This is a genomic window from Alteromonas sp. Cnat3-28, assembly GCF_022348265.1.
In the GTDB taxonomy this organism is placed as follows: domain Bacteria; phylum Pseudomonadota; class Gammaproteobacteria; order Enterobacterales; family Alteromonadaceae; genus Alteromonas; species Alteromonas macleodii.
Window position 1 is genome coordinate 1 of record NZ_JAKREY010000004.1, and the last position, 22,372, is coordinate 22,372.

At 45.1% G+C, this 22,372-nt stretch carries 22 protein-coding genes; 17 read left to right on the forward strand and 5 right to left on the reverse strand.

Features of this window, described 5'->3' with window-relative positions; genetic code table 11:
• Window positions 1–215 precede the first annotated feature (215 nt).
• Together MHM87_RS05405 and MHM87_RS05410 are read right to left on the reverse strand one after the other, a co-directional pair.
• The gene (locus MHM87_RS05405) at window positions 216–518 is read right to left on the reverse strand and encodes a DUF3301 domain-containing protein (RefSeq protein ID WP_049585979.1); all 303 of its coding nucleotides are present in this window, start codon (window positions 516–518) and stop codon (window positions 216–218) included.
• A complete protein-coding gene (locus MHM87_RS05410; protein WP_239257995.1) occupies window positions 519–1,568 on the reverse strand; it encodes a DUF3549 family protein in 1,050 nt (349 codons plus the stop codon).
• A gap of 66 nt (window positions 1,569–1,634) precedes the next feature.
• On the opposite strand from MHM87_RS05410, the gene MHM87_RS05415 reads away from it, so the two are divergent.
• The 3 genes from MHM87_RS05415 to MHM87_RS05425 all read left to right on the forward strand — a co-directional run bounded on the left by MHM87_RS05415 (window position 1,635) and on the right by MHM87_RS05425 (window position 3,468).
• Complete coding sequence (locus MHM87_RS05415; RefSeq protein WP_239257997.1) at window positions 1,635–2,120, forward strand: YqcC family protein; 486 nt, start codon at window positions 1,635–1,637, stop codon at window positions 2,118–2,120.
• Window positions 2,113–2,952, forward strand: coding sequence for a tRNA pseudouridine(65) synthase TruC (truC, locus tag MHM87_RS05420; RefSeq protein WP_239257998.1), 840 nt, complete (start codon window positions 2,113–2,115; stop codon window positions 2,950–2,952). The genes MHM87_RS05415 and truC overlap by 8 nt, the downstream gene beginning before the upstream one ends.
• Before the next feature lie 66 nt (window positions 2,953–3,018).
• Window positions 3,019–3,468 carry a flavodoxin domain-containing protein gene (locus tag MHM87_RS05425; protein ID WP_014975847.1) on the forward strand — a complete coding sequence of 150 codons (450 nt, stop codon included), beginning with the start codon at window positions 3,019–3,021 and terminating at the stop codon, window positions 3,466–3,468.
• 130 nt (window positions 3,469–3,598) lie between these two features.
• Here the strand turns inward: MHM87_RS05425 and dapD are convergent, their stop codons facing one another.
• The 3 genes from dapD to map all read right to left on the reverse strand — a co-directional run bounded on the left by dapD (window position 3,599) and on the right by map (window position 8,187).
• Entirely contained in the window at window positions 3,599–4,423 is an 825-nt protein-coding gene (gene dapD, locus MHM87_RS05430; RefSeq protein ID WP_014948549.1) for a 2,3,4,5-tetrahydropyridine-2,6-dicarboxylate N-succinyltransferase, read from the reverse strand.
• Complete coding sequence (gene glnD / locus MHM87_RS05435; protein ID WP_049585981.1) at window positions 4,420–7,071, reverse strand: [protein-PII] uridylyltransferase; 2,652 nt, start codon at window positions 7,069–7,071, stop codon at window positions 4,420–4,422. Before glnD ends, dapD begins: the two co-directional genes overlap by 4 nt.
• A gap of 321 nt (window positions 7,072–7,392) precedes the next feature.
• Complete coding sequence (gene map, locus MHM87_RS05440; RefSeq protein ID WP_239257999.1) at window positions 7,393–8,187, reverse strand: type I methionyl aminopeptidase; 795 nt, start codon at window positions 8,185–8,187, stop codon at window positions 7,393–7,395.
• A 412-nt stretch (window positions 8,188–8,599) separates the two neighbouring features.
• On the opposite strand from map, the gene rpsB reads away from it, so the two are divergent.
• The 14 genes from rpsB (at window position 8,600) to rnhB (ending at window position 22,369) form a co-directional block, all read left to right on the forward strand.
• Complete coding sequence (gene rpsB, locus MHM87_RS05445) at window positions 8,600–9,331, forward strand: 30S ribosomal protein S2 (protein WP_014948552.1); 732 nt, start codon at window positions 8,600–8,602, stop codon at window positions 9,329–9,331.
• A 121-nt stretch (window positions 9,332–9,452) separates the two neighbouring features.
• Entirely contained in the window at window positions 9,453–10,325 is an 873-nt protein-coding gene (gene tsf / locus MHM87_RS05450) for a translation elongation factor Ts (protein ID WP_014975850.1), read from the forward strand.
• Between the two features lie 237 nt (window positions 10,326–10,562).
• Entirely contained in the window at window positions 10,563–11,300 is a 738-nt protein-coding gene (gene pyrH / locus MHM87_RS05455) for a UMP kinase (RefSeq protein WP_014948554.1), read from the forward strand.
• Between the two features lie 23 nt (window positions 11,301–11,323).
• Window positions 11,324–11,881, forward strand: coding sequence for a ribosome recycling factor (gene frr / locus MHM87_RS05460; RefSeq protein ID WP_014948555.1), 558 nt, complete (start codon window positions 11,324–11,326; stop codon window positions 11,879–11,881).
• Between the two features lie 9 nt (window positions 11,882–11,890).
• A complete protein-coding gene (uppS, locus tag MHM87_RS05465; RefSeq protein WP_014948556.1) occupies window positions 11,891–12,673 on the forward strand; it encodes a polyprenyl diphosphate synthase in 783 nt (260 codons plus the stop codon).
• Window positions 12,674–12,727: 54 nt separating this feature from the next.
• On the forward strand, window positions 12,728–13,591 hold the full coding sequence (locus MHM87_RS05470) for a phosphatidate cytidylyltransferase (protein ID WP_014948557.1): 864 nt from the start codon (window positions 12,728–12,730) through the stop codon (window positions 13,589–13,591).
• Entirely contained in the window at window positions 13,591–14,778 is a 1,188-nt protein-coding gene (gene ispC / locus MHM87_RS05475; protein WP_239258000.1) for a 1-deoxy-D-xylulose-5-phosphate reductoisomerase, read from the forward strand. Before MHM87_RS05470 ends, ispC begins: the two co-directional genes overlap by 1 nt.
• Window positions 14,772–16,124: a sigma E protease regulator RseP gene (gene rseP, locus MHM87_RS05480; RefSeq protein ID WP_239258001.1), complete on the forward strand. Its 1,353-nt coding sequence runs from the start codon at window positions 14,772–14,774 to the stop codon at window positions 16,122–16,124. Before ispC ends, rseP begins: the two co-directional genes overlap by 7 nt.
• Window positions 16,125–16,182: 58 nt before the next feature.
• A complete protein-coding gene (gene bamA / locus MHM87_RS05485; protein ID WP_014975852.1) occupies window positions 16,183–18,660 on the forward strand; it encodes an outer membrane protein assembly factor BamA in 2,478 nt (825 codons plus the stop codon).
• A 62-nt stretch (window positions 18,661–18,722) separates the two neighbouring features.
• The gene (locus tag MHM87_RS05490) at window positions 18,723–19,238 is read left to right on the forward strand and encodes an OmpH family outer membrane protein (RefSeq protein WP_014948561.1); all 516 of its coding nucleotides are present in this window, start codon (window positions 18,723–18,725) and stop codon (window positions 19,236–19,238) included.
• Between the two features lie 193 nt (window positions 19,239–19,431).
• The gene (gene fabZ / locus MHM87_RS05495; RefSeq protein ID WP_014948562.1) at window positions 19,432–19,881 is read left to right on the forward strand and encodes a 3-hydroxyacyl-ACP dehydratase FabZ; all 450 of its coding nucleotides are present in this window, start codon (window positions 19,432–19,434) and stop codon (window positions 19,879–19,881) included.
• A gap of 1 nt (window position 19,882) precedes the next feature.
• The gene (gene lpxA / locus MHM87_RS05500) at window positions 19,883–20,653 is read left to right on the forward strand and encodes an acyl-ACP--UDP-N-acetylglucosamine O-acyltransferase (protein ID WP_014948563.1); all 771 of its coding nucleotides are present in this window, start codon (window positions 19,883–19,885) and stop codon (window positions 20,651–20,653) included.
• Window positions 20,654–20,655: 2 nt separating this feature from the next.
• Window positions 20,656–21,804: a lipid-A-disaccharide synthase gene (gene lpxB, locus MHM87_RS05505; protein ID WP_156077997.1), complete on the forward strand. Its 1,149-nt coding sequence runs from the start codon at window positions 20,656–20,658 to the stop codon at window positions 21,802–21,804.
• Complete coding sequence (gene rnhB, locus MHM87_RS05510) at window positions 21,797–22,369, forward strand: ribonuclease HII (RefSeq protein WP_014948565.1); 573 nt, start codon at window positions 21,797–21,799, stop codon at window positions 22,367–22,369. The genes lpxB and rnhB overlap by 8 nt, the downstream gene beginning before the upstream one ends.
• Window positions 22,370–22,372: the final 3 nt, after the last annotated feature.

The following is a 22,372-nucleotide window of genomic DNA, read 5'->3' on the forward strand; positions in this document are numbered from 1 at the left end:
TTAAGATTTACAACGAAATGAGGCCGCACCTTAGTTTGGATATGAAAACTCCTAATCAGGTGCACAAACAAAAAGGCCAGCTACTGGAGCTGGCCTAAAAACTGTCAACCTATCTTAGGACGGGTCATGTTTATTACCAATCCGTATGCATTTGTTATGTAAAACCTGACCTGAATGGTGAATTAAGAACCGCTCACGCTTTTTGACATAGAAGCTTAAACTCTATGCGGCGGCACCTCTGTTCGCATAACCCTTACACCTATCAATTCAACTTCCCCAGTATATCGATCCTCACCATTACTCGAAAACTCAAAGTTGAATACACTGTGCCAGTCAGGCTTTCCATATTTGAATGAAAATCGTGTTTTAGCTCTTGCCACACTCAGCAATTGTAAACCGTGTTTATCGCAGTATTGCTTTAGGTAAGTGTTTGTTTGCTCAGAAATGGCTCGAATGCGCCAAAACTGATAGCCAGTAAACCCAATAACCATCCACACCACTAACTCAAGTAACGTCATTTACTTTCTCGCTTGTGCAAACAATTGTTGAAATGCATTACTGAGAATCTGAGGGTTGGCTTTGGAATGCAGAAGTGTTAGCACTTGTCTGCGTAACTTCGGGATTTGAACTAAATCTGAAAAGAAGCCTGCGAATAAGGCGCCCTTATGACCCTCTTTTTCATCAACGTTTGCCGCCTGCTCTAAAAAGGCACTAAGCAGTAGTGGTTCCATTTGCTCGAAATGACGTGCTGCAATAACGCTTAAAATATCAAGTCTCTGCGACTTTTCGCTTTTTAATAGTTCGAGTAGTTTGTTGTTAATGGTCGGGTTAAAGGTACCCTCTGACGTGCCTCTTAACGCCGCTAAATTGATGTCGTCACTTTTATCTATCTCATCCAAATACGCCGCTAATAAATTTTCAGGCAGAGAAACGCTTTCACTCATTTCCATCAATGTGTTAAGGAAAACGTCCGAGTAAAGTGAGGTGTTGGTTTTAATTGCCTGCGCTAATACATCTTGTTTGGGGTGATGGCTTAGGCTATGTACAAAGTCGGCCACGCTCTGCATGGATATTTGCTGCCAATCAACAAGTTGCGGGGCTTGAACGTAGGCCTCAACTTTTTGCGCCTCTTCACTTAAAGGTTGGCTTAGGGTGCGTTTAACTAGTGCGTTAAATTGAGCAAGCTGCGATTGATTGGGAACAAACGAATAAGGATTGTCAGGCAGTGTTTGTGCGTTTTCAGTATCTTCAGCAACAGACTGACCTAGTGCATCAACAATAATCTCTAGAAAATGATTTCTTGCAGCGGCAACCACTAAACCTTGCTCATCAAGCGGCAGTTTCACAAACCAAATATAGTGTTGCGTAGAAGCATTTTTATTCCAAAAGACGATGCCGAACCACGCGTGCTGCTGACGAGGGTAAGGCGCGTAAGCACTGCCGTTTTCTATTTCTAGAAAAGTCTGACTATCTGTGGGTTCAAGGCGACGACCTAAATCAAAAACCTGGTATTCAGTGCCTGCATGTAACAAAAACTCGCTGATAGAATTAATACTGTTAGCGCTCATAACTCGTTCCAAAATACTGCTTTAATCAAAATTTGTCAGTGGGCAAATCTATCTATGGGGACTTCTATGAGTGACCGCCAACAAATACGAGTAATGGTATCACAGCAGAAGAAATTCAACGATAAGACACGCAGACTTATGTTGACCTTTAGCCCCTGCTATACTGCGCGCTTCGAAAGTAAAGCGTTTTTGAATTGCGGAGAGGATGTGATTAAAACGAATAGCACTCATCACATAGCATTAACTAAAGCATTGATACAATTAGAAACAGACATGTATCAAGATGGTATTTGGCCAAATGAAGAGCCTGCGGAACAAGACCTAAAAAATGCTATGGAAAGTGCGGTTCCTTTTGCGGTCGATTGTTTAGCGTTTGAGAGTTGGTTGGCTTTTATTTTTATTCCCAAAATGCGCGTCTTGTTGACGCAGGAACAGCCTCTTCCGCCTATGCAAATTACGCCTGCAGCGCAAATATACCTATCATCGGCGAATCAGCGCACCCTGTCTCAGCTTCAAGTTATTGATAACATTGCCAATGGAGACATTGGGTGAGCAAATACAACGCACTATGAAGAACGATTTAAAAGGCCAATTAACTGTGCATTCAGATGAGCAAATAATAGGAAAGGCAAGCGCTGGTGAGGACGGTCGTGTTAACGCTCTTCATTTACCTGTGTTGTACCAAGATGAACACATCATTGCGATTGAGAAGCCGCCAGGCCTATTAGTACATAGAAGCCCGATCGATAGACACGAAACTGTGTTTGCGGTGCAGACACTCAGAGATCAAATAGGCCAGCACGTATACCCAGCTCACCGATTAGACCGACCCACGTCAGGTGTGCTGGTGTTTAGCTTTAGCTCAGAAATTGCTGCAAAGCTTGGGCAGCAGATGATGGACAAGCAGGTAATAAAAACGTATCACGCTATCGTTCGCGGTTTTGTGCACCATACCGGATATATCGATTACGCCCTAAAATACCGCTACGACAAAATTGCAGACAAGCATAAGCGCCCGCAGCAGCCGCCACAACCTGCATCAACTATGTATCAGTCAGTGGCAAAATTCGAAGTGCCTGAGCCTGTGGGCAAATACCAAAGTGCACGATATTCGCTAGTTAAGCTTTCTCCTAGTACCGGTCGTAAACATCAGCTTCGTCGGCACATGGTTCATATTCGTCACCCCATTATCGGCGACACGACCCACGGGGACGGCAAACAAAACAAATTCGCCAAGCAGCACTTTAATTTTAACAATTTGGCCTTAAGTTGTACTCAAATGGGCTTTTCTCATCCTATCACTGGAAAGTGGGTAACGATTAATTCACAGATGCACAGTGAAATGCGACTATGGCTCGAAAAATTAGCGCCGTTTTGCGTTTAGGTTGATAAAATAGTAAGAATTTCCGCCTGTCGACAAAGGCGACGATCATTGGTTTAAGAGGTAAAAATGGCAACATTGAAAATTATTGCGGGTACGGTTTACGGCAATGCGCAACACGTAGCTGAGCAGGTGGAAGAGAACTTAGCTGAACAGGGCGTGGATTGCTCACTAGAAAGCGACCCGTCGGTTGCAGATTTTACTGATGCTGACGCACTTTTGATCATTACCTCTACAACAGGGCAGGGCGATATACCACCAAACCTTGAGTTTGTGTTTTCAGATCTGAAAGACGAATCGCCAATGCTAACCGGCAAGCCATTCGCGGTAGCAGCGCTAGGCGATAGCAGCTATGGCGATAGTTTCTGTGGTGCGGGTAAACAGTTTCATGCGTTACTGACCGAGCTACAAGGTAACGCAGTTGCCGATATGTTAGAAGTTGACGCGATTGAAACCCTAGAGCCCGAAAAAGACGTAGTAGAGTGGGTTAACACCATTAAAGATAAGCTGTTGGCTTAAGTCTTAGGAGTGTCCTGATTACGAAAAGAAAGAGGCGTATAAGCGCCTCTTTTAATTTGTGAGTCTTTCAGCATGTGGCTCGGCTAATTGAAATTAACCCGAGCCGTTAGCGACAAGCCAGAAGTACTGCTTATTCTACGCCGCGAAGTAGCGCGTTGATACCTACTTTCGCGCGGGTCTTCGCATCTACTTTCTTCACGATGATAGCGGCGTAAAGGCTGTATTTACCATCTGCGCTTGGCAGGTTGCCCGCCACTACTACTGAACCTGCTGGTACACGGCCATAGTGAACTTCACCGGTTTCGCGGTCATAAATACGAGTGCTCTGACCGATGTAAACGCCCATTGAGATAACAGAACCTTCTTCAACAATCACGCCTTCTACGATTTCAGAACGCGCGCCGATAAAGCAGTTATCTTCAATAATGGTGGGGTTAGCCTGAAGTGGTTCTAATACGCCGCCAATACCCACGCCACCTGAAAGGTGAACATTCTTACCAATTTGCGCGCACGAGCCTACTGTCGCCCATGTATCAACCATAGTACCTTCATCAACAAACGCACCAATGTTTACGTAAGAAGGCATAACAACCGCGTTCTTACCTACGAATGTACCCGTACGTACCGCTGCTGGTGGAACAATACGCGCGCCGTCAGCCGCAAACTGTTCAGCAGTATAGTTTGTATACTTAAGCGGTACTTTGTCATAAAATTTACTTTCGGCGCCTTCAATCACATCGTTGTTGTGAAGACGGAAGAAAAGTAGAACAGCTTTTTTAAGCCATTGATGTACTACCCATTCGCCAGCAATTTTTTCTGCAACGCGCGCTTTACCTGTGTTTAAAAGGTCAATAGCTTGTGCTACTGCATCTCTTACTTCATCAGGTGCAGATGAAGGGCTAATGCTATCGCGATTTTCGAAGGCGTCTTCAATGATGGCTTTCAATTCATTCATGGTATTGTGATATCTTCAAGTTGGTCGAGTTTGAACAGGATACGCTTTTTAAGGTTCACCTGTTGTTCTTGGGTTAATGCTTTGCCAGCCTCATTGCTGACGATAAAAATATCTTCGGCTCGCTCGCCAATGGTGGCAATTTTCGCAAGCTTAAGCGTCATATTAGTATCAACGAATGCGTGACCAATTTTAGCTAAAATGCCCGGAGCGTCTAGGGCTTCTAACTCAATAAGCGTGGCTTCATCGTTGATATTGAAAAAGCGTACCTTAGTAGGCACGTCAAGTTGTTTCATTTGCCGAGGCAATTTACGCTTATTTTCGTGCGAACGCCCCGGCTTTTCAAGTTGGGCAGAAATAGCATTTTCAATGGACGCAATGCGAGACTCTGAGCTTATACGACTGCCGTCATTTTCAAGAATAAGCATGCTATCGAACACATAGCCATCTCTGGTCACGGTAACGTGGGCGTCGTGAATTGAACAGTTGCGACTGTCCAGCACTGACGCGACTTGCGCAAACAATGCTTTTCTATCTTTGCCGTAAACAAACACCTCAGTGCCACCTTTCGCACTGTTGTCATTTGCTTTTACTAACAGGCCATCGTGCTCTGGTGTAAGCCATTCATTCTGAGCTTTAATAATTTCGTCAGTATGCCACGCGATTTGAGTAGGCTTAAAGCGAACAAAGTAATCGTCGTCCAGGCGGGCCCACAATGCATCAATAGCAACAGGCTCAATAGCGCGCTCTTGCAAAATTTGCCTTGCTTGGTGTTTGTGAGTAGTTACTCGCTCGTTCAATGTTACTTGACACTGTAGTCCATTATCCAATGCCTTTTGCGTCATTAAATATAATTCGCGAAGTAAAGATGCTTTCCAGTCGTTCCAAAGATTGTCATTGGTGGCACGAATATCGGCAAGGGTGAGCGTATAAAGCAAATTAAGGTGATTGTGGCTTCTTACCGCGCCAGCAAACTCGCTTATAACGTCAGGGTCATAAATATCGCGGCGTTGGGCTACCACTGACATCAGTAGGTGGTTTTCTACAAGCCATGCAATCATTTCAGCATCGTCGCTGGGAACATCGTGTTGCTGACAGAACTTTGCTACATCTTGGGCGCCTAATGTGGAATGATCGCCATTTCTACCTTTGGCGATATCGTGGAAAATAGCAGCGATGTAAAGCACTTCTGGTTTATCAAGGTTTCTGCAAATTCTGCCGCAGCGTGGGAAGTCTTTATTTGCCTTTGAGAAAAAGTAGTTAACATGCTTCACTAATCGGTGAGTGTGTTCGTCCACCGTGTAGGCGTGAAACAGGTCGAACTGCATCATACCAACAATGGCATCCCATTCAGGAAGGTAAGCTTGTAAAATGCCGTATTGATGCATGATGTCCCATGCAAAATCAAAGAACTCAGGCTGTTTCATTAAGCGCATGAATTTTTCGCGGCACAGCGGGCGCTCAACATAGTATTCTGCTTCAAAAGCGCGGTGAGCGTTGCGCAGCTGACGTATGCAAATCGTACTGAGGCCTTGTACTTCTGGCGTGTTAGCCACCAAATGCAGAAAGTCCAAGATTGCTTCGGGAGAGGAGAACACGGTTTCGTGTCGTGGCGATATCATGTTATCGAGCAGTTCGAAATCTTCGTTTATGATCACGCTTTTCTGAACGCTTTGGTTCAGCATGTCGTACTTGAAGCGCTGAAGCAGCATTTGGTTTAGCTCAGACACCCGCGCCACGGTACGGAAAAAGTCCCGCATCATTTTCTCGACAGATGATTTGCCTTCTTCACCATATCCCATCATTTTTGCGACGTCAGGTTGGTAATCAAACAGCAGTCGGTTTTCGCTTCTGCCTGCAATCAGATGCAGTGCACAGCGCATTTTCCAAAGGTGCATGCGACAAGCAATTAACTCACTGTGCTCTTGCTCGGTAAAGTAGCCGTGGCCAACTAAGTTCCAGCCGTCGTATTCTTTAAAATGCTTTTTCGCGACCCAGCCAATAGACTGAATATCTCGCAAACACCCTGGGTTTTCTTTGATGTTAGGTTCAAGGTTATAAGCGGTACCGTTGAATTTGGCGTGGCGTTTTTTTTGCTCGTCATACTTGGCTGAGAAAAACGCTTTGCTCGACCATGAGTTTCGACCGTTAACTTCATCCCACAATTTATCAAAGGTGGCTTCACTGCCGCAAAGTAATCGGCTTTCCACTAAATTGGTCGCAATCGTAATATCGTCTTTTGCTAGCTTAACCGTTTCTTTGATAGTGCGAACTGACTGCCCAACATCTAATTTGATATCCCATAAAAGGGTGATGAACATGCCAATTTTTTCTTGTACATCGGGCTTAAGTTTCTTTTTACTAACTATGAGTAAATCGATGTCTGAATGAGGTTGCAGATGACCACGGCCGTAACCACCAACGGCGCAAAGCGATAATTCGTCGACGGTATCTAAACCATAAAGTTGCCAAAGGTGACAAAGCAACGCATCGACGAACTGTGCACGACCGGTAACGAGTTGATTAACCGGCGTAGCGTCGAAGGACTCCGTTATCCAGGCATAACTGGCTTCCACGCACGATTTAATGGCGGGGATTTCATCAACAGAGCTAATTGTGTCGATATTCTTTATCAGTGATTGCAGCGTCAAAATACACCTTTGAAATAGACTTCTTTTTAGACGCTAAGAACAATAGCATGAATTGCTAGTAGTTCGCAGTAGCAAATTAATGCATAAGTTAGGTTGAATTGTGAATATTTATGGTTTTTTGTTATAGGTGTGTAGCGCAGTAAATATGAGGGGAGTGCGAACACGATGCCGAACTTTGATAGTTGGAATTTGAGCTAACGAGCCAATAAAAAAGCAGCCGCGAATTCAACGGCTGCTTTGCATAATTCGATAGACTCAATCTTCTGAAATCATATTTTTAACGCGATTATTCGAAACGTTATCAATATTGTCGAAGTCGATTTATCCGTGAGAAATGGTGCGTTCCAAGGTTTCTTCTTCGCGAAGCGTAAGAATCTCAACGCCGGTTTCAGTGACCAATAGGGTGTGCTCCCATTGGGCGCTTAAACTTCTGTCTTTAGTTACCACAGTCCATTGGTCTGGTAGCACTTTTGAGTAGCGCTTGCCTGCGTTTACCATAGGTTCGATGGTAAAGCACATGCCTGGCTCTAACACATCACCCGTCCCTGGCTTACCGTAGTGAACAATTTGTGGTTCTTCGTGGAAACTAGCGCCAATACCGTGGCCGCAGTATTCACGAACTATTGAATAGTTATGCGCTTCAGCATGGGTTTGACAAATATGACCGATATCGCCAAGACGCATGCCCGGTTTCACTTGCTCAATAGCTTTGTACAAGCATTCTTGGGTAACGCGAATTAGGCGTTCTGCAAGAATAGAAGGCTTACCCACCACAAACATTTTTGACGTATCGCCATGATAGCCATCTTTAATAACTGTCACGTCGATATTAATGATGTCGCCGTCTTTCAGTTTCTTGTCAGAAGGAATACCGTGGCAAATACAGTGGTTTACCGACGTACAGATAGACTTTGGAAAAGGCGGGTGGCCGTAGTTTAAAGGCGCAGGTACCGCTTTTTGCTCATTTACAATGTAGTCGTGGCAAATAGTATTTAGCTCATCAGTGGTAACGCCTTTCTTTACATAAGGCCCTATCATAGTAAGCACTTCGGCTGCCAATTTACCGGCTACGCGCATTTTTTCGATTTCTTCTGGGGTTTTGATAATAGCTGTCACAGCGCCTCTCAAATCGTTTGAAACTAGTTTGATGAAGAATTTTGATTACTTACGCATTATAACACTATTCAGGTCATTCTTAGTAAGGTGATGATATTGCTGGTTTTTATTTGATAAAGTCAGAGGTGTAAAGCGACCTTATCAAAGGTTCTATACTTTCTTTAACCTAAATACTTCAAATTGTCGCTTTTTACCCTCAAAACTTGAGGCTTGGGTGGTATTGTGGTATAAAGCGCGCGCCCTGACGGAAAGCTCATTTTGCCACGTGCACTTGGCACCGTTTTAGAGGGTAAATTTATTTTACTAAAACACACATATACCGACACTTCGTATCGGGGTGTTCAGTTCAATTTAGGTTGGTCTGAATCGATACAAGGGGTATATGGAGGCCTAACCCCAAGAGGAAAATAAAATGGCTAATGTTTCTATGCGTGACATGCTGAAAGCAGGTGTGCATTTCGGTCACCAAACTCGTTACTGGAACCCAAAGATGAAGCCTTTCATCTTCGGCGCTCGTAACAAAGTTCATATCATCAACCTTGAAAAAACGGTTCCACTTTTCAACAACGCACTTAACTACCTTTCAGGTGTTGCGTCTAAGAAAGGTAAAATCCTTTTCGTTGGTACTAAGCGCGCAGCTGGCGAAGCAGTTAAAGATGCTGCTCTTAAGTGCGACCAGTACTACGTAAACAAGCGTTGGTTAGGTGGTATGCTGACTAACTGGAAAACAGTACGTCAGTCAATCAAGCGTCTTAAAGATCTTGAGCAGCAAAGCCAAGACGGTACGTTTGAGAAGCTAACTAAGAAAGAAGCACTTATGCTTCAGCGCGAAATGGACAAGCTTGAAAACAGCCTTGGCGGTATCAAAGACATGGGCGGTCTTCCAGACGCGATCTTTGTTATCGACGCAGATCACGAGCACATTGCTGTAACAGAAGCTCGTAACCTAGGTATTCCTGTTGTTGGTGTTGTTGATACTAACTCTAACCCAGACGGTGTTGATTACATCATCCCTGGTAACGACGATGCTATCCGCGCTATCCAACTTTATTTGGATGCTGCTGCAAACGCTATCAACTCAGGTCGCGAAAGCAACCTTGAAGTACAAGCTGAGCAAGACGACTTCGTAGAAGCAGCAGAGTAATTCTGATTGCTTACTGTCATATCTTAATAATATGGCAGTACTACAATACGAAACGTATTGAGAGGGGCGACATCGCCCCTTTTACCTAACGAATTTATATTTAATGCTGAGGAATTGAAAAATGGCAGTGACTGCAGCACTAGTTAAAGAACTGCGCGAACGTACTGGCGCAGGTATGCTGGATTGTAAAAAAGCCCTGGTTGAAACGGATGGTGACATTGAGTTAGCCATTGAAAACATGCGTAAATCAGGCCAAGCGAAAGCGGCTAAAAAAGCAGGCCGTATCGCAGCTGAAGGTGTAATCCTTACTAAGGTTGAAGCGGGTCGCGCGACTATGCTTGAACTAAACTGTGAAACTGACTTCGTAGCACGTGACGAAGGTTTCCTTAAATTTGGTAACGAGCTTCTAGAAGTAGCAGCTGCTAACAACATCAACGACATCGAAGCGCTTAACGACGCAGACATGAACGGCGTTAAAGTTAGCGAAGCGCGTGATGCACTTGTTGCTAAAATCGGCGAAAACATCTCTCCTCGTCGCGTTATCAACGTTGAAGGCGATACACTAGGCGCGTATGTACACGGCGGCCGTATTGGTGTTATCTCTATCCTTACTGGCGGTGACGAAGAGCTAGCGAAAGACGTTGCAATGCACGTTGCAGCTGCAAGCCCGCAGTTCGTTAAGCCTGAAAACGTTCCAGCAGAAGTTGTTGAGAAAGAGAAAGAAATCCAAATCGAAATCGCTATCCAGTCTGGTAAGCCAGCTGATATCGCTGAGAAAATGGTTGCAGGCCGCATGAAGAAGTTCACTGGCGAAGTGAGCTTGACTGGTCAGCCTTTCGTTAAAGATCCTTCAATCTCTGTTGCTGAGCTTCTTAAGAACAACAGCGCAGACGTAATCAACTTCGTACGTTTCGAAGTTGGTGAAGGTATCGAGAAGAAGACTGAAGACTTCGCTGCTGAAGTAGCTGCTCAAATGGCTGCTGCTAAGAAATAATTGAGTGTTTATCTTTTGCATTAAGCAATAGTTAGATAAACTACAAAGCACCTCTTAGGAGGTGCTTTTTTATAGCTGAACGTCTTTAGTGTTGCCATTGCAATGCGTAAGTGTGAAGCTAGGCGAGATTAAGTACGCGCCTGCCTGACAAACGAAAGCGCTTTGTCCTATGTTTTTTACATCAGTGGCTTGTTGAAAGACATAGGACAAAACGGGTTTACGAGGACAATTCAAACTATGAGTATCACACCAAAATCAGCATACCGACGCATTTTGTTAAAGCTTAGTGGTGAAGCCCTAATGGGGGCGGAAGGCTTTGGCATAGACCCTAAAGTGCTAGATAGAATGGCGCAAGAAATTAAAGAGCTGGTTGAACTTGGTGTTCAAGTTGGTCTTGTTATCGGTGGTGGTAACTTGTTCCGTGGCGAAGGCTTAGCAAAAGCGGGAATGAACCGCGTTGTTGGCGATCACATGGGAATGCTGGCTACCGTAATGAATGGCTTAGCCATGCGCGATGCGCTTCATCGTGCATTTGTAAATGCGCGAATGATGTCAGCAATACCGCTAAACGGTGTTTGCGATGCCTACAACTGGGCAGAAGCCATTAGCCTTCTTAAGTCAGGCCGTGTTGTTATCTTCTCTGCCGGTACAGGCAACCCTTTCTTTACCACAGACTCAGCGGCTTGTTTACGCGGTATCGAAATTGAAGCCGATGCGGTATTGAAAGCGACAAAAGTTGATGGTGTTTATAGTGATGATCCGGTGAAAAACCCAGAAGCAACGCTTTACGAAGAACTGACTTATCAAGAAGTACTAGAAAAAGAACTTAAAGTGATGGACTTGTCAGCGTTTACTTTGGCGCGCGATCACAGCTTGCCAATTCGCGTATTCAACATGAATAAGCCAGGTTGCCTGAAGCGTGTTGTGATGGGCGAAAAAGAAGGTACTGTTATTCGCCACGCTGACAACGATTAATTAAGAACAATAGGATACAAATCGTGATTGATGAAATTGAATTAGATGCGCAAGAGCGCATGGAAAAAAGCCTAGTTTCTCTTAAGGGCCAATTCAGCAAAATCCGCACAGGTCGTGCGCATCCAAGCCTTCTAGATGGCATCATGGTACCTTATTACGGCGTAGACACGCCGCTAAAGCAAGTGGCTAACGTAGTTGCAGAAGACAGCCGTACGCTAGCGTTAACTGTATTTGATAAAAGCGCTATTCAAGCAGTAGAGAAAGCGATTATGCAGTCTGATTTGGGTTTAAACCCAATGAGTGCAGGTGGTTCAATTCGTATTCCACTTCCTCCTCTTACTGAAGAGCGTCGTAAAGACCTTATCCGCGTTGTTCGCAATGAAGCGGAAGGTGGTCGTGTCGCTATCCGTAACATCCGTCGTGACGCGAACGGTGACATCAAAGATCTTCTTAAAGAAAAAGAAATCAGTGAAGATGAGAGCCGCGCTGCTGAAGAGAACATTCAATCTATTACTAACGATTTCATTAAGAAAGTTGACAGCATGCTTGCTGACAAAGAAAAAGAACTAATGGAAGTATAAGTAAGTATTATGATTGGAAAGCGTTTAAGCGCAGCCAAATCGACAAAAGCAGAGGTGCCAGCAGAATCTGCTGGCCCGAAGCACGTTGCAATCATTATGGATGGCAATGGTCGATGGGCGCAAAAGAAAGGGAAAATTCGTACCTTTGGTCATAAAGCCGGGGTAGAGTCTGTTCGTTCTGTTGTGCGCTTTGCACGTCAAAACGGTATTGAATCACTTACGCTATTCGCGTTTTCAAGTGAGAACTGGAAACGTCCTGAGGAAGAAGTCAGTGTCTTAATGGAGCTGTTCAATCTTGTCCTCAATAGCGAAGCAAAAAGACTACACAAGAACGGTGTACGTCTACAGGTTATTGGTGATGTTGAGGCGTTTGATGCCAAGCTGGTCGAAAAAATTCGTAAAGCTGAAGACATGACCAAAGATAACAAAGATTTGGTCTTAAATATCGCCGCAAATTACGGTGGTAGATGGGACATTGTAAACGCGGCTAAGCAACTTGCTACGCAAGTGAAAAGCGGCGAGCTTGATGTGGAAAGCATCTGTGAAGACGCACTGAATGCGCACATTTCAACAGCTAACCTTCCTGAGTTAGACCTTCTTATTCGCACAGGTGGCGAACACCGTATTAGCAACTTCTTGCTGTGGCAATGTGCCTATGCAGAGTTGTACTTTACCGACGTACTATGGCCCGACTTCAACGAAGACGTGTTTCAATTGGCCGTAGACGATTTTAACGTTCGCCAACGTCGTTTCGGTTTAACCGGTGAACAGGTAGTCACAGCCGATGGTTAACACCATACAGGCAATTATCAGGCTTGCCCTGGTAACGATAGCCAAGGGCAAATTATGCTAAAACAACGAATAATAACTGCATTAATTCTCGCGCCACTGGCGCTTTACGCTATTCTTTTTCTTCCTATTTTTTGGTTTGAAATAGCCATTGCCGGTGTTGTCGGCATCGGCGCTTATGAATGGGCGAATATGTCGGGCGTATGTGAACGTCCTAAAAAGCTCATTTATATGGCAGGTGCCTTTGCCATATGTATAGCCTTGTCTCTTATTGTTGATGCCAGCACGATTTGGTATCAAGGCCAATTACATGGTTTATACCGTGCCATATTAACGGTTGCCGTATTATGGTGGATAGCGTCTTTATTTATGGTGCTAGCCTATCCCAAATATTCCAAGTTCTGGAAAGACAGTCGCAGCGTTAGAACCCTATTTGGGGCACTTACGCTTATACCCACATGGGTAGCGGTTGTTGCGCTTCGTACGAGCTTGCACGATGTTGATCCTTTCTACGGTGCTTCACTCATCTTCTATGTGCTGGGGATTGTTTGGGCTGCAGATATAGGTGCATTCTTTGTTGGCGTAAAATTCGGACGCCATAAGCTACGCCCTAACGTATCGCCAGGTAAAAGTTTAGAAGGCTTGTTAGGCGGTATTGCAGCTTCATTCGCTATTATCGCTTTTGCGGCCCTTCACTATCAGGTAGAGCCTTCGCGTATTTGGCTTCACCTTGCTATCGGCGGTATTACGGTGGCTGTTTCCGCCCTTGGCGATTTAAACGAAAGCATGCTTAAGCGTTGTGCGGGCATTAAAGATAGCGGCAAAATTCTCCCTGGGCACGGTGGTGTACTCGATAGAATCGACAGCTTAACCGCGGCATTCCCTGTTTTTGCGTTCTGCTATGTAACCTGGATGGCGTAATGCAAACAGTAACAGTGTTAGGGGCCACAGGCTCCATTGGTTGTAATACACTCGACGTAATAAACCGCCACCCAGACAAATATCGCGTATTTGCTATTACTGGCAACTCACAGCTTGAATTGCTTATGGAGCAGGCCCAGAAATGCGCGCCGCGCTATGTGGTAATTGCTGATGACGCTAACTACAAACTAGCCTGTGAGTTAGCATCCCAGTACGGTGTGGATGCAGAAATTCTCTCCGGAGCCAAGGCACTGGAAGAAGTATCAAGTGCGCCTGAAGTTGATGCTGTAATGGCTGCAATTGTTGGTGCAGCCGGCCTTTTGCCTACACTGGCGGCGGTAAAGGCGGGCAAACGGGTTTTGCTTGCGAATAAAGAAGCCTTAGTCATGTCTGGCGCTTTATTTATCGAGGCTGCGAACCAAAGCGGCGCTGAAATTCTTCCTATTGACAGCGAACACAACGCCATATTCCAGTGCCTACCGCACGATTATGAATACGGTAACTTTGCCGCATCCGGCATTCGTAAAATTTTATTAACGGGCTCAGGTGGTCCGTTTAGGGAAAGGCCGCTAGATAGCTTTTCGTCAATTACAATCGATGAAGCCAGTACACACCCTAACTGGTCGATGGGCAGAAAAATTACAATCGATTCGGCGACCATGATGAACAAGGGGCTGGAATTTATTGAAGCCTGTTGGCTATTTGGCGCTGGGGTTGATGATATTGATGTGGTGATTCACCCGCAGAGTATTATTCATTCTATGGTGCAATATGTTGACGGTTCGGTCATCGCACAAATGGGCAACCCTGACATGCGTACCCCAATTGCCTATGGTTTGGCGCATCCAGAGCGAATCGAAGCGGGCGTGACGCCACTCGACTTTTCAGATATCTCAAATTTCAGTTTTCAAACACCATGCTTTGAGCGTTACCCAAATTTAAAGCTGGCTATTGATGCGTGTAAGGAAGGGCAGTGTGCAACAACACGAGTGAACGCGTCAAACGAAGTGGCAGTCGAGGCCTTTTTAGAAGGTAAGATCCAGTTTTGCGATATTGCCAAAGTTAATGACGCCACGTTAAATGCTATGCCACACGTATCGGTAAGTTCTATTCAACAAATACTAGAGCAAGACAGCCTTGCAAGAACAAAGGCTAACGAGATTATTCGAGGTAAATTCCAGTGCTAGCATTTTTATGGAGCCTTGGTGCATTCATTGTAGCCCTAGGTATTTTGGTTGCCGTACATGAATGGGGACACTTTTATGTGGCTCGTAAATGCGGTGTACAGGTAGAGCGCTTCTCAATTGGTTTTGGAAAGCCTATATGGCGTAAAACAAGTAAATCAGGCACAGAATATGTCATCGCTATGATCCCATTAGGTGGATACGTGCGCATGCTCGATGGACGCATTGATGACGTACCGCCTGAGTTAGAAGACAAAGCGTTTAACAATAAACCCGTTTTGCAGCGCATGGCGGTTATTGCTGCTGGCCCTGGCGTTAACTTTATTTTTGCGTTTTTCGCACTGTGGTTGATGTATCTGGTGGGGCTGGAAACGGTTAAGCCAGTAGTTAAACAGGTTGAGCCAGAAAGCATCGCAGCTATCGCTGGTGTGCAACCTGGTGATGAAATTATTAAAGTTGGCGACAGGAATACGCCTGATTGGGAAGCGGTAAACCTGGAAATAGTCTCAAACATTGGCGCCGAAAAAGCCAATATTACGGTTAAAAATTCGTCAAATGTTGAAAAAGAACTGACTTTTACACTGGGTTCTTGGAACTTTGACCCAGATAGCGAGTCTCCTTTAAGCAGCTTAGGGTTAACCCCTTATCGTCCAGATGCAACGTTAACAGTTGGGTTTGTAGGTGAAGGAAGCGCGGCTCAGCAAGCGGGTCTAAAACCCGGTGATGAGCTTCTTGCATTAAATGGCGCTAAGTTGTCATCGTGGGAGCGATTAGTTGACGTTATTGTTGAAAGTCCCGGCGAGAATATCTCGCTTGATATACAAAGGGATGGACAACAACTGACGTTAGATGCCACGATAGCGCGCCGCGATACACCACAAGGGCAAAGTGGATATCTCGGTGTAAGCCCAACATTTGAGCCTTGGCCAGAAGGGTATGTGTTTACGCATCAATATGGCATTATAGAGGCTATTGGGAAGGCGCTAGATAAAACATGGCGTCTTATGACACTCAGTGTCGAAATGATAGGTAAGCTCATCACGGGCGACGTGTCAGTGAAGAATTTGAGTGGTCCTATCTCAATTGCTCAAGGTGCGGGAACAAGTGCTGGGTATGGACTTGCGTACTTTTTGAGTTTTCTTGCCTTAATAAGCGTAAATTTAGGCATAATAAATTTATTACCCTTGCCCATGCTTGACGGTGGTCACCTCATGTTTTTTATCGTGGAGTGGATCACAGGCAAACCTGTGCCTGAAGCGGTTCAGGAATGGGGTTACAGAATAGGTGGCGTGCTTCTGTTTATGATCATGGGTATCGCAATTTTTAACGATATCGCTCGCATAACCTGATACAAATCAGGAAGTACAAAACAGCTAATACAAAACGCGGCCAGGAAAAGAAAAATAGATGAAGTTAAAACAGTTAGTAGCAGCCGGAGCCATTCTTTCCAGTGCTAGCTTTGCCAATGCTGCGGCGCAAGACAGTGAATTTGTCGTTGAAGACATTCGCGTAGAAGGTTTGCAACGCGTTGCACTTGGTGCAGCCTTAACCTACTTGCCCGTTCAAGTTGGCGACGAGCTTAATACATTCAGGGTAACGCAGCTTATTCGCTCGTTGTACTCTTCAACTCACTTTGAAAATGTTGAAATTCTCCGTGATGGCAATACGCTTGTCGTGCGTGTCGCTGAGCGTCCTACCATTAGTAATATCATCTTTGAAGGCAACGATGATATTAAAGATGAGCAACTTCAGGAAAGCTTAGACGGAAACGGCGTTCGTATTGGTGAGCCGCTCGATAAGACCGTACTAACCTCTATCGAGAATGGCCTGAAAGACTTCTTTTACAGCATAGGTAAATATAATGCTGACGTGACGGCTATTATAACGCCGCTACCGCGTAACCGTGTTGACTTGAAATTACTTTTCGAAGAGGGCGACGCGGCTGAAATTGAACAAATCAATATTGTAGGTAACGAAATCTTCTCAGACGAAGAGCTGATGGAGGCTTTCGAGCTGCAATACGATACGCCTTGGTGGGATTTCCTGTCGGAAACTCGCTACCAGCAGCAAACGCTGCAAGGGGATATGGAAACGCTGCGTAACCATTACTTAAACCGTGGTTACCTTCGCTTTAACGTTGACTCTACACAAGTTTCAATGACACCTGAAAAGTCAGGTATCTACATCGCCATGAACGTAACAGAAGGTGAGCAATACACTATCTCTGAAGTTGAGCTGGTAGGCGATGTACTCGGGCACGAAGAGTATATTGAACGCGTGCTTCCGCTTACTACGGGTGAATTGTATAACCAAGCAGAAGTAACGTATACAGAAGAATTTATCAGTAAGTATCTTGGTCGCTTTGGGTACGCTTACCCAACAGTAACTACGGTTCCTGAAATTAATGACGAAGACAAAACGGTTAAGCTCACGCTGTCCGTTGACCCAGGCAAACGTATCTACGTCAACCGCATTAAATTTAACGGCAACGTAGTAACAGCCGATAGTGTTCTGCGTCAAAATGTCAGCCAGATGGAAGGTACGTGGCTGTCGAATAACTTACTTGAGTCTTCAAAGAACCAGCTTTCTCGACTTACTTATATGGAAGAGGTTGAATTTGAAACGGTACGTATCCCGGGTTCAGAAGATAAAGTAGACGTTAATTTTAACGTAAAAGAACAGCCATCGGGCTCGTTTAATGCTGGTATCGGCTATGGTGACAGAACGAAGCTAAGCCTACAGGCGGGTATCCAGCAAGATAACTTCTTGGGTACAGGTAAACGTGTGGGTCTTAACCTAAGCACGGTTTCATATCAGCGCAGTGCGCAAATCACGTACAACGACCCTTATTTTACCATTGACGGTATTAGTTTGGGTGGAAGCTTGGGCTATAGTGAGTTCGACGGTTCTGACTTTAACGTTATTCAGTACAACTCTAAGCGCTGGTCTATTGGTGCGAACATTGGTTATCCAATCAACGAATTCAACCGTATTAACTTCGGTTTGACCTACAGCAACGTAGAGCTATTCAACCGTGGTTACTACGAGCAAACTGAGCAGTTCTATAATCAGTTTACTAACGGTGAAGATCCTGATGCGGCTATTAAATATGATAGCTTCTTGGCAAGCGTAAGCTGGAGCAGAAGTACGCTTAACCGTGGTCTGTTCCCTACTGCTGGTTCGTCTCAGCGTGCGTCATTCAGTATTACCACGCCTAACTCAGACGTTAACTACTTCAAGACAGTATTTGACGGTAAGTGGTACTTCCCATTATCTCGTAACCAGCGCTGGTCTTTCCTAGCGCGCGTACGTCTTGGCTACGGGAATGGTTACGGTGATATTAACGGCAATGAGCAAATATTACCGTTTACAGAGAACTTTACGGCAGGTGGTTCTGACTCACTACGAGGATTCGAGAATAACACGGTAGGTCCTCGCGGTGTATTCCTAGGCAATACGGGCACTATAGTTGGACCTGATGGCGAAGTGTTCCCGGGCGATCCAGCTGATGCGCAGCTGTCTTGGTCGACGCGAAGCCTAGGTGGTAACGCGATGGCACTTGGCGGTATCGAGCTTATTGTTCCTACGCCATTTGTTGAAGAAGAAATGGATAACTCAGTTCGTACAAGTTTGTTTGTGGATGTGGGTAACGTGTGGGATACTGAGTTCGACTATGACTATTACCGTCAGTTTGACATAGCATCTACACAACGCGGTGAGCTATTGGACTATTCTGATTGGAGCCTGTATCGTAGCTCGGCAGGTATATCGGTCCAATGGGTATCACCAATGGGACCGATGGTATTCAGCTTCTCGAAAGCGATACAGCAACGTGATGGTGACGATGCGAGATTCTTCACTTTCAACATTGGTCAAACTTTCTAAGACATTAAAGCGAGCGCGTTTTTAGGCGCGCTCTATAATAAGATTCACAAAAGGAGTTCCCTTTGAAACAGTTGGTTAAACATATCGTTGCAGGAGCAATGTTGGGTAGCGCTTTAGTTAGTACATCTGTAATGGCTGAGCAGAAAGTTGCAGTTGTCGATGTGCAAGGTATTTTCCAAGCGATGCCTCAAGCGGCTGAAATTCAAAACGCTATTCAGGCTGAATTTAAAGATCAGCTTGAAGAAGTGAATCAACTGCAGCGTGATGGTCAGTTCTACGCAGAACGTCTTCAGCGCGACGCAGCGACAATGAGCGATGCAGAGAAGAAAGAACTAGAACAAAAAATCTTGTCAGTACGTGAAGAGCTAGCTAAAAAAGGTCAACCTTTGCAGCAAAACATTCAACGTCGCAGCAACGAAGAGCGCAACAAGCTTCTTGGCCTAATTAAGCAAGCTATTGACTCTGTTGCAGCAAAGCAAGGTTATGACCTAGTGCTTAACGCTGGTGCGGTTGCGTTTGCAAAAGAAGAGCACGACTTATCTGAGCAAGTTCTTCAGCAAGTAAGCAAAACTAACTAATAACTGCACTAGTCAGTTGTAAAATTTATCAGACCAACTCCCCAAAGGTGTTGGTCTGATTTGTTTTTTGCGCTTAACAGCGTATGGTTGCCGCCGTTTTTAGTTTTTACGGCGAGTTTGACCAGAATGCCAATCAATCATCTGTATTGGTATAAAATAGTTGTAGGTCATGCTTGTATACAGGAGAAAGTTTTTGGCCAATTCACTTAATACCATCGAAATTCAGGAAATATTGGAACTGTTACCTCATCGGTATCCATTCCTACTTGTTGATCGTGTAACAGACTATGTTCTGGGTGAGTCTGTAAAGGCTTATAAGAATATCACTATCAATGAGCCGTGTTTCATGGGGCACTTCCCTGAACAGCCAATTTTCCCAGGGGTATTAATTCTTGAAGCTATGGCACAAGCTGCCGGTGTTTTAGGATTTAAGACAATGGGTAACAATGATAAGTTATACTTGTATGCAGGGATTGATAACGCACGCTTTAAGCGTCCTGTTGTTCCAGGTGACAGGCTTGAGTTTGATGTTGCTCTAGTTAAAGAGCGCAGAGGGATTTGGAAATTTAAAGGCACTGCAAGCGTTGATGGCGATATCGCTTGTGTTGCAGAGTTTATGTGTGCGATGAGAGAGATAGCTTAACGTGATCCATCCAACTGCGGTAATTTCAGAAAGTGCAACGATTGGTGAAAATGTCACCATTGGCCCATTTTGTGTGGTAGACGACAACGTCACCATAGGCGATGGCTGTATTCTGAAATCACATGTGGTGGTACGCGGCCCAACGCGTATCGGTAAAAACAATAAATTTTATCAGTTTTCTTCAATTGGTGAAGACTGCCAAGATAAGAAGTATGCGGGCGAGCCTACTGAACTTGTCATCGGTGACGATAACGAGTTTAGGGAAGGGGTAACCGTTCACCGAGGCACTATTCAAGACAACAGCATTACCATAATCGGTTCTCGCTGTTTATTTATGGCCAACTCTCATGTTGCCCATGATTGTGTTCTTGGCAACGACATTATTATTGCAAACAGTGTTGCGATTGCTGGCCATGTTCACATGGACGACCACGTCATTGTTGGCGGTGCCGCAGGTATTCACCAGTTCTGTAAGATTGGAGCTCATTCGTTTTTGGGGGCTGGCGGCATTATTCTGCGCGACGTGCCTCCCTTTGTTATGGTCAGCGGCCAGAAAAACATTCCTCAGGGTATTAATTCTGAAGGGCTTAAGCGTCGTGGCTTCAGCAAAGAAGAAGTTATGGCCATTAAACGCGCTTACAAAGCAATATACCGTGAAGGCAATACCGTAGACGAAGCCATTGAAAAACTTGCCGAACCCGCACAGGAGTTCCCTGGTGTGGCCCTTATGGTGAAGTTCTTACAAGACTCTGAGCGAGGCATTATTCGCTAATTATGTCTACGCCTATCCGTATCGGCATGGTTGCCGGAGAGCCCTCTGGTGACGTGCTTGCCGCCGGAATGGTTGCAGAGTTAAAACGCCAATACCCTGATGCGGTTATCGAAGGTATTGGCGGTCCAAATATGATAAACGCGGGTTTTCATAGTCTGTTCGATATGGAAACCTTGTCGGTTATGGGGCTTGTTGAAGTTCTCTCCCATCTACCTGCCATCTTGAAAGTTAAAAAGCAGCTTCTTGCTCACTTCGAGCAAAATCCGCCAGATATTTTTGTGGGTATTGATGCGCCTGATTTTAATCTAAGAGTAGAAAAAGCGCTTAAAGCACGCGGTATCAAAACCATGCACTATGTGAGTCCTACTGTGTGGGCGTGGCGTGAAAAGCGCATCCATAAAATAGCGAAAGCGACTAATCGTGTGTTGGGTTTATTTCCTTTCGAGCAGCAGGTTTACGATAAATACCACGTTCCCTATACCTTTGTGGGACACACAATGGCTGACGCTATAGCAATTGAGCCCGACCAAAATGCGGCGCGCCAAGAATTAGGTGTAGATGGTAATGCTTCCGTATTGGCTGTACTTCCAGGCTCACGCAGAGGCGAAGTAGAAACGCTACTTCCAGTATTTCTGGAGACCATAGAAGCTATTCATGCTAAACGCAGCGACATTCAATTTCTTATCCCTGCTGCTAACGAACATCGTCTTACGCAAATAAAGGCACTCTTGCTGGAAGCCAATAAGGCAGAGGAACGTTTACCCATTCAGGTAACGCAAGGCACATCGCGAGATGCGATGATAGCTAGCGATGTTATCTTGCTTGCATCAGGCACGGCTACCTTAGAGGCCATGTTATGTAAGCGCCCCATGGTGGCCGCTTATTTACTCGCACCACTCACGTATAAAATTATGCAGCGCTTGTATAAAGCGCCTTTCTTCACGTTGCCAAATCTATTGGCTAATGAAGCTATTATTCCTGAATTACTACAAGAAGAAGTAAATGCAGAGAATATGAGCAATCAGCTACTCAACTTCTTCGAAAGTGATAATTCAGCCCTTATTTCCCGTTTCACCGACCTCCACCATACGCTAAAATGCAACGCTGATAAAACAGCAGCAAAAGCTGTCGTGGAGGAATTGTTTGCATAAGTTAATTGCCGGCGTTGATGAAGTAGGTCGTGGCCCGTTAGTCGGTGATGTGGTCACCGCCGCGGTCATTCTCGACCCTGAAAATCCCATTGAAGGGCTAACCGACTCTAAAAAACTGAGTGAAAAAAAGCGCGTAGCGCTTGCCCAAGAAATTCGTGAAAAAGCACTCTACTGGAATATAGGTAGAGCTAGCCCTGAAGAAATAGATAAGCTTAATATACTGCACGCTACCATGCTCGCTATGATCCGCGCCGTGGAAGGCCTGCCAGTAAGGCCTGACTTTGTACGCGTAGATGGTAACCGGGTTCCTGCGTGGAATTTTGAGTCTGAAGCGGTAGTGAAAGGCGATAGCCTGCACGCAGAAATTTCAGCGGCTTCCATTATTGCCAAAGTAGAGCGAGATAACGATATGATTTCGCTTCACGAGGCCTACCCGCAATATAACTTTGCTGGGCACAAAGGTTACCCCACAAAAGCACACTTTGAAGCCATCGCTGAATATGGCATCTTAGATTGCTATCGAAAAAGTTTTAAACCTGTAAAAGCGCTACTCGAAGAGAAATAAAAT

Coding starts and splice junctions, on each gene's coding strand:
- MHM87_RS05405 (WP_049585979.1), bottom strand. CDS start 518: ATGACGTTACTTGAGTTAGTGGTGTGGATGGTTATTGGGTTTACTGGC.
- MHM87_RS05410 (WP_239257995.1), bottom strand. CDS start 1,568: ATGAGCGCTAACAGTATTAATTCTATCAGCGAGTTTTTGTTACATGCA.
- MHM87_RS05415 (WP_239257997.1), top strand. CDS start 1,635: ATGAGTGACCGCCAACAAATACGAGTAATGGTATCACAGCAGAAGAAA.
- MHM87_RS05425 (WP_014975847.1), top strand. CDS start 3,019: ATGGCAACATTGAAAATTATTGCGGGTACGGTTTACGGCAATGCGCAA.
- dapD (WP_014948549.1), bottom strand. CDS start 4,423: ATGAATGAATTGAAAGCCATCATTGAAGACGCCTTCGAAAATCGCGAT.
- rpsB (WP_014948552.1), top strand. CDS start 8,600: ATGGCTAATGTTTCTATGCGTGACATGCTGAAAGCAGGTGTGCATTTC.
- tsf (WP_014975850.1), top strand. CDS start 9,453: ATGGCAGTGACTGCAGCACTAGTTAAAGAACTGCGCGAACGTACTGGC.
- pyrH (WP_014948554.1), top strand. CDS start 10,563: ATGAGTATCACACCAAAATCAGCATACCGACGCATTTTGTTAAAGCTT.
- uppS (WP_014948556.1), top strand. CDS start 11,891: ATGATTGGAAAGCGTTTAAGCGCAGCCAAATCGACAAAAGCAGAGGTG.
- MHM87_RS05470 (WP_014948557.1), top strand. CDS start 12,728: ATGCTAAAACAACGAATAATAACTGCATTAATTCTCGCGCCACTGGCG.
- ispC (WP_239258000.1), top strand. CDS start 13,591: ATGCAAACAGTAACAGTGTTAGGGGCCACAGGCTCCATTGGTTGTAAT.
- bamA (WP_014975852.1), top strand. CDS start 16,183: ATGAAGTTAAAACAGTTAGTAGCAGCCGGAGCCATTCTTTCCAGTGCT.
- lpxB (WP_156077997.1), top strand. CDS start 20,656: ATGTCTACGCCTATCCGTATCGGCATGGTTGCCGGAGAGCCCTCTGGT.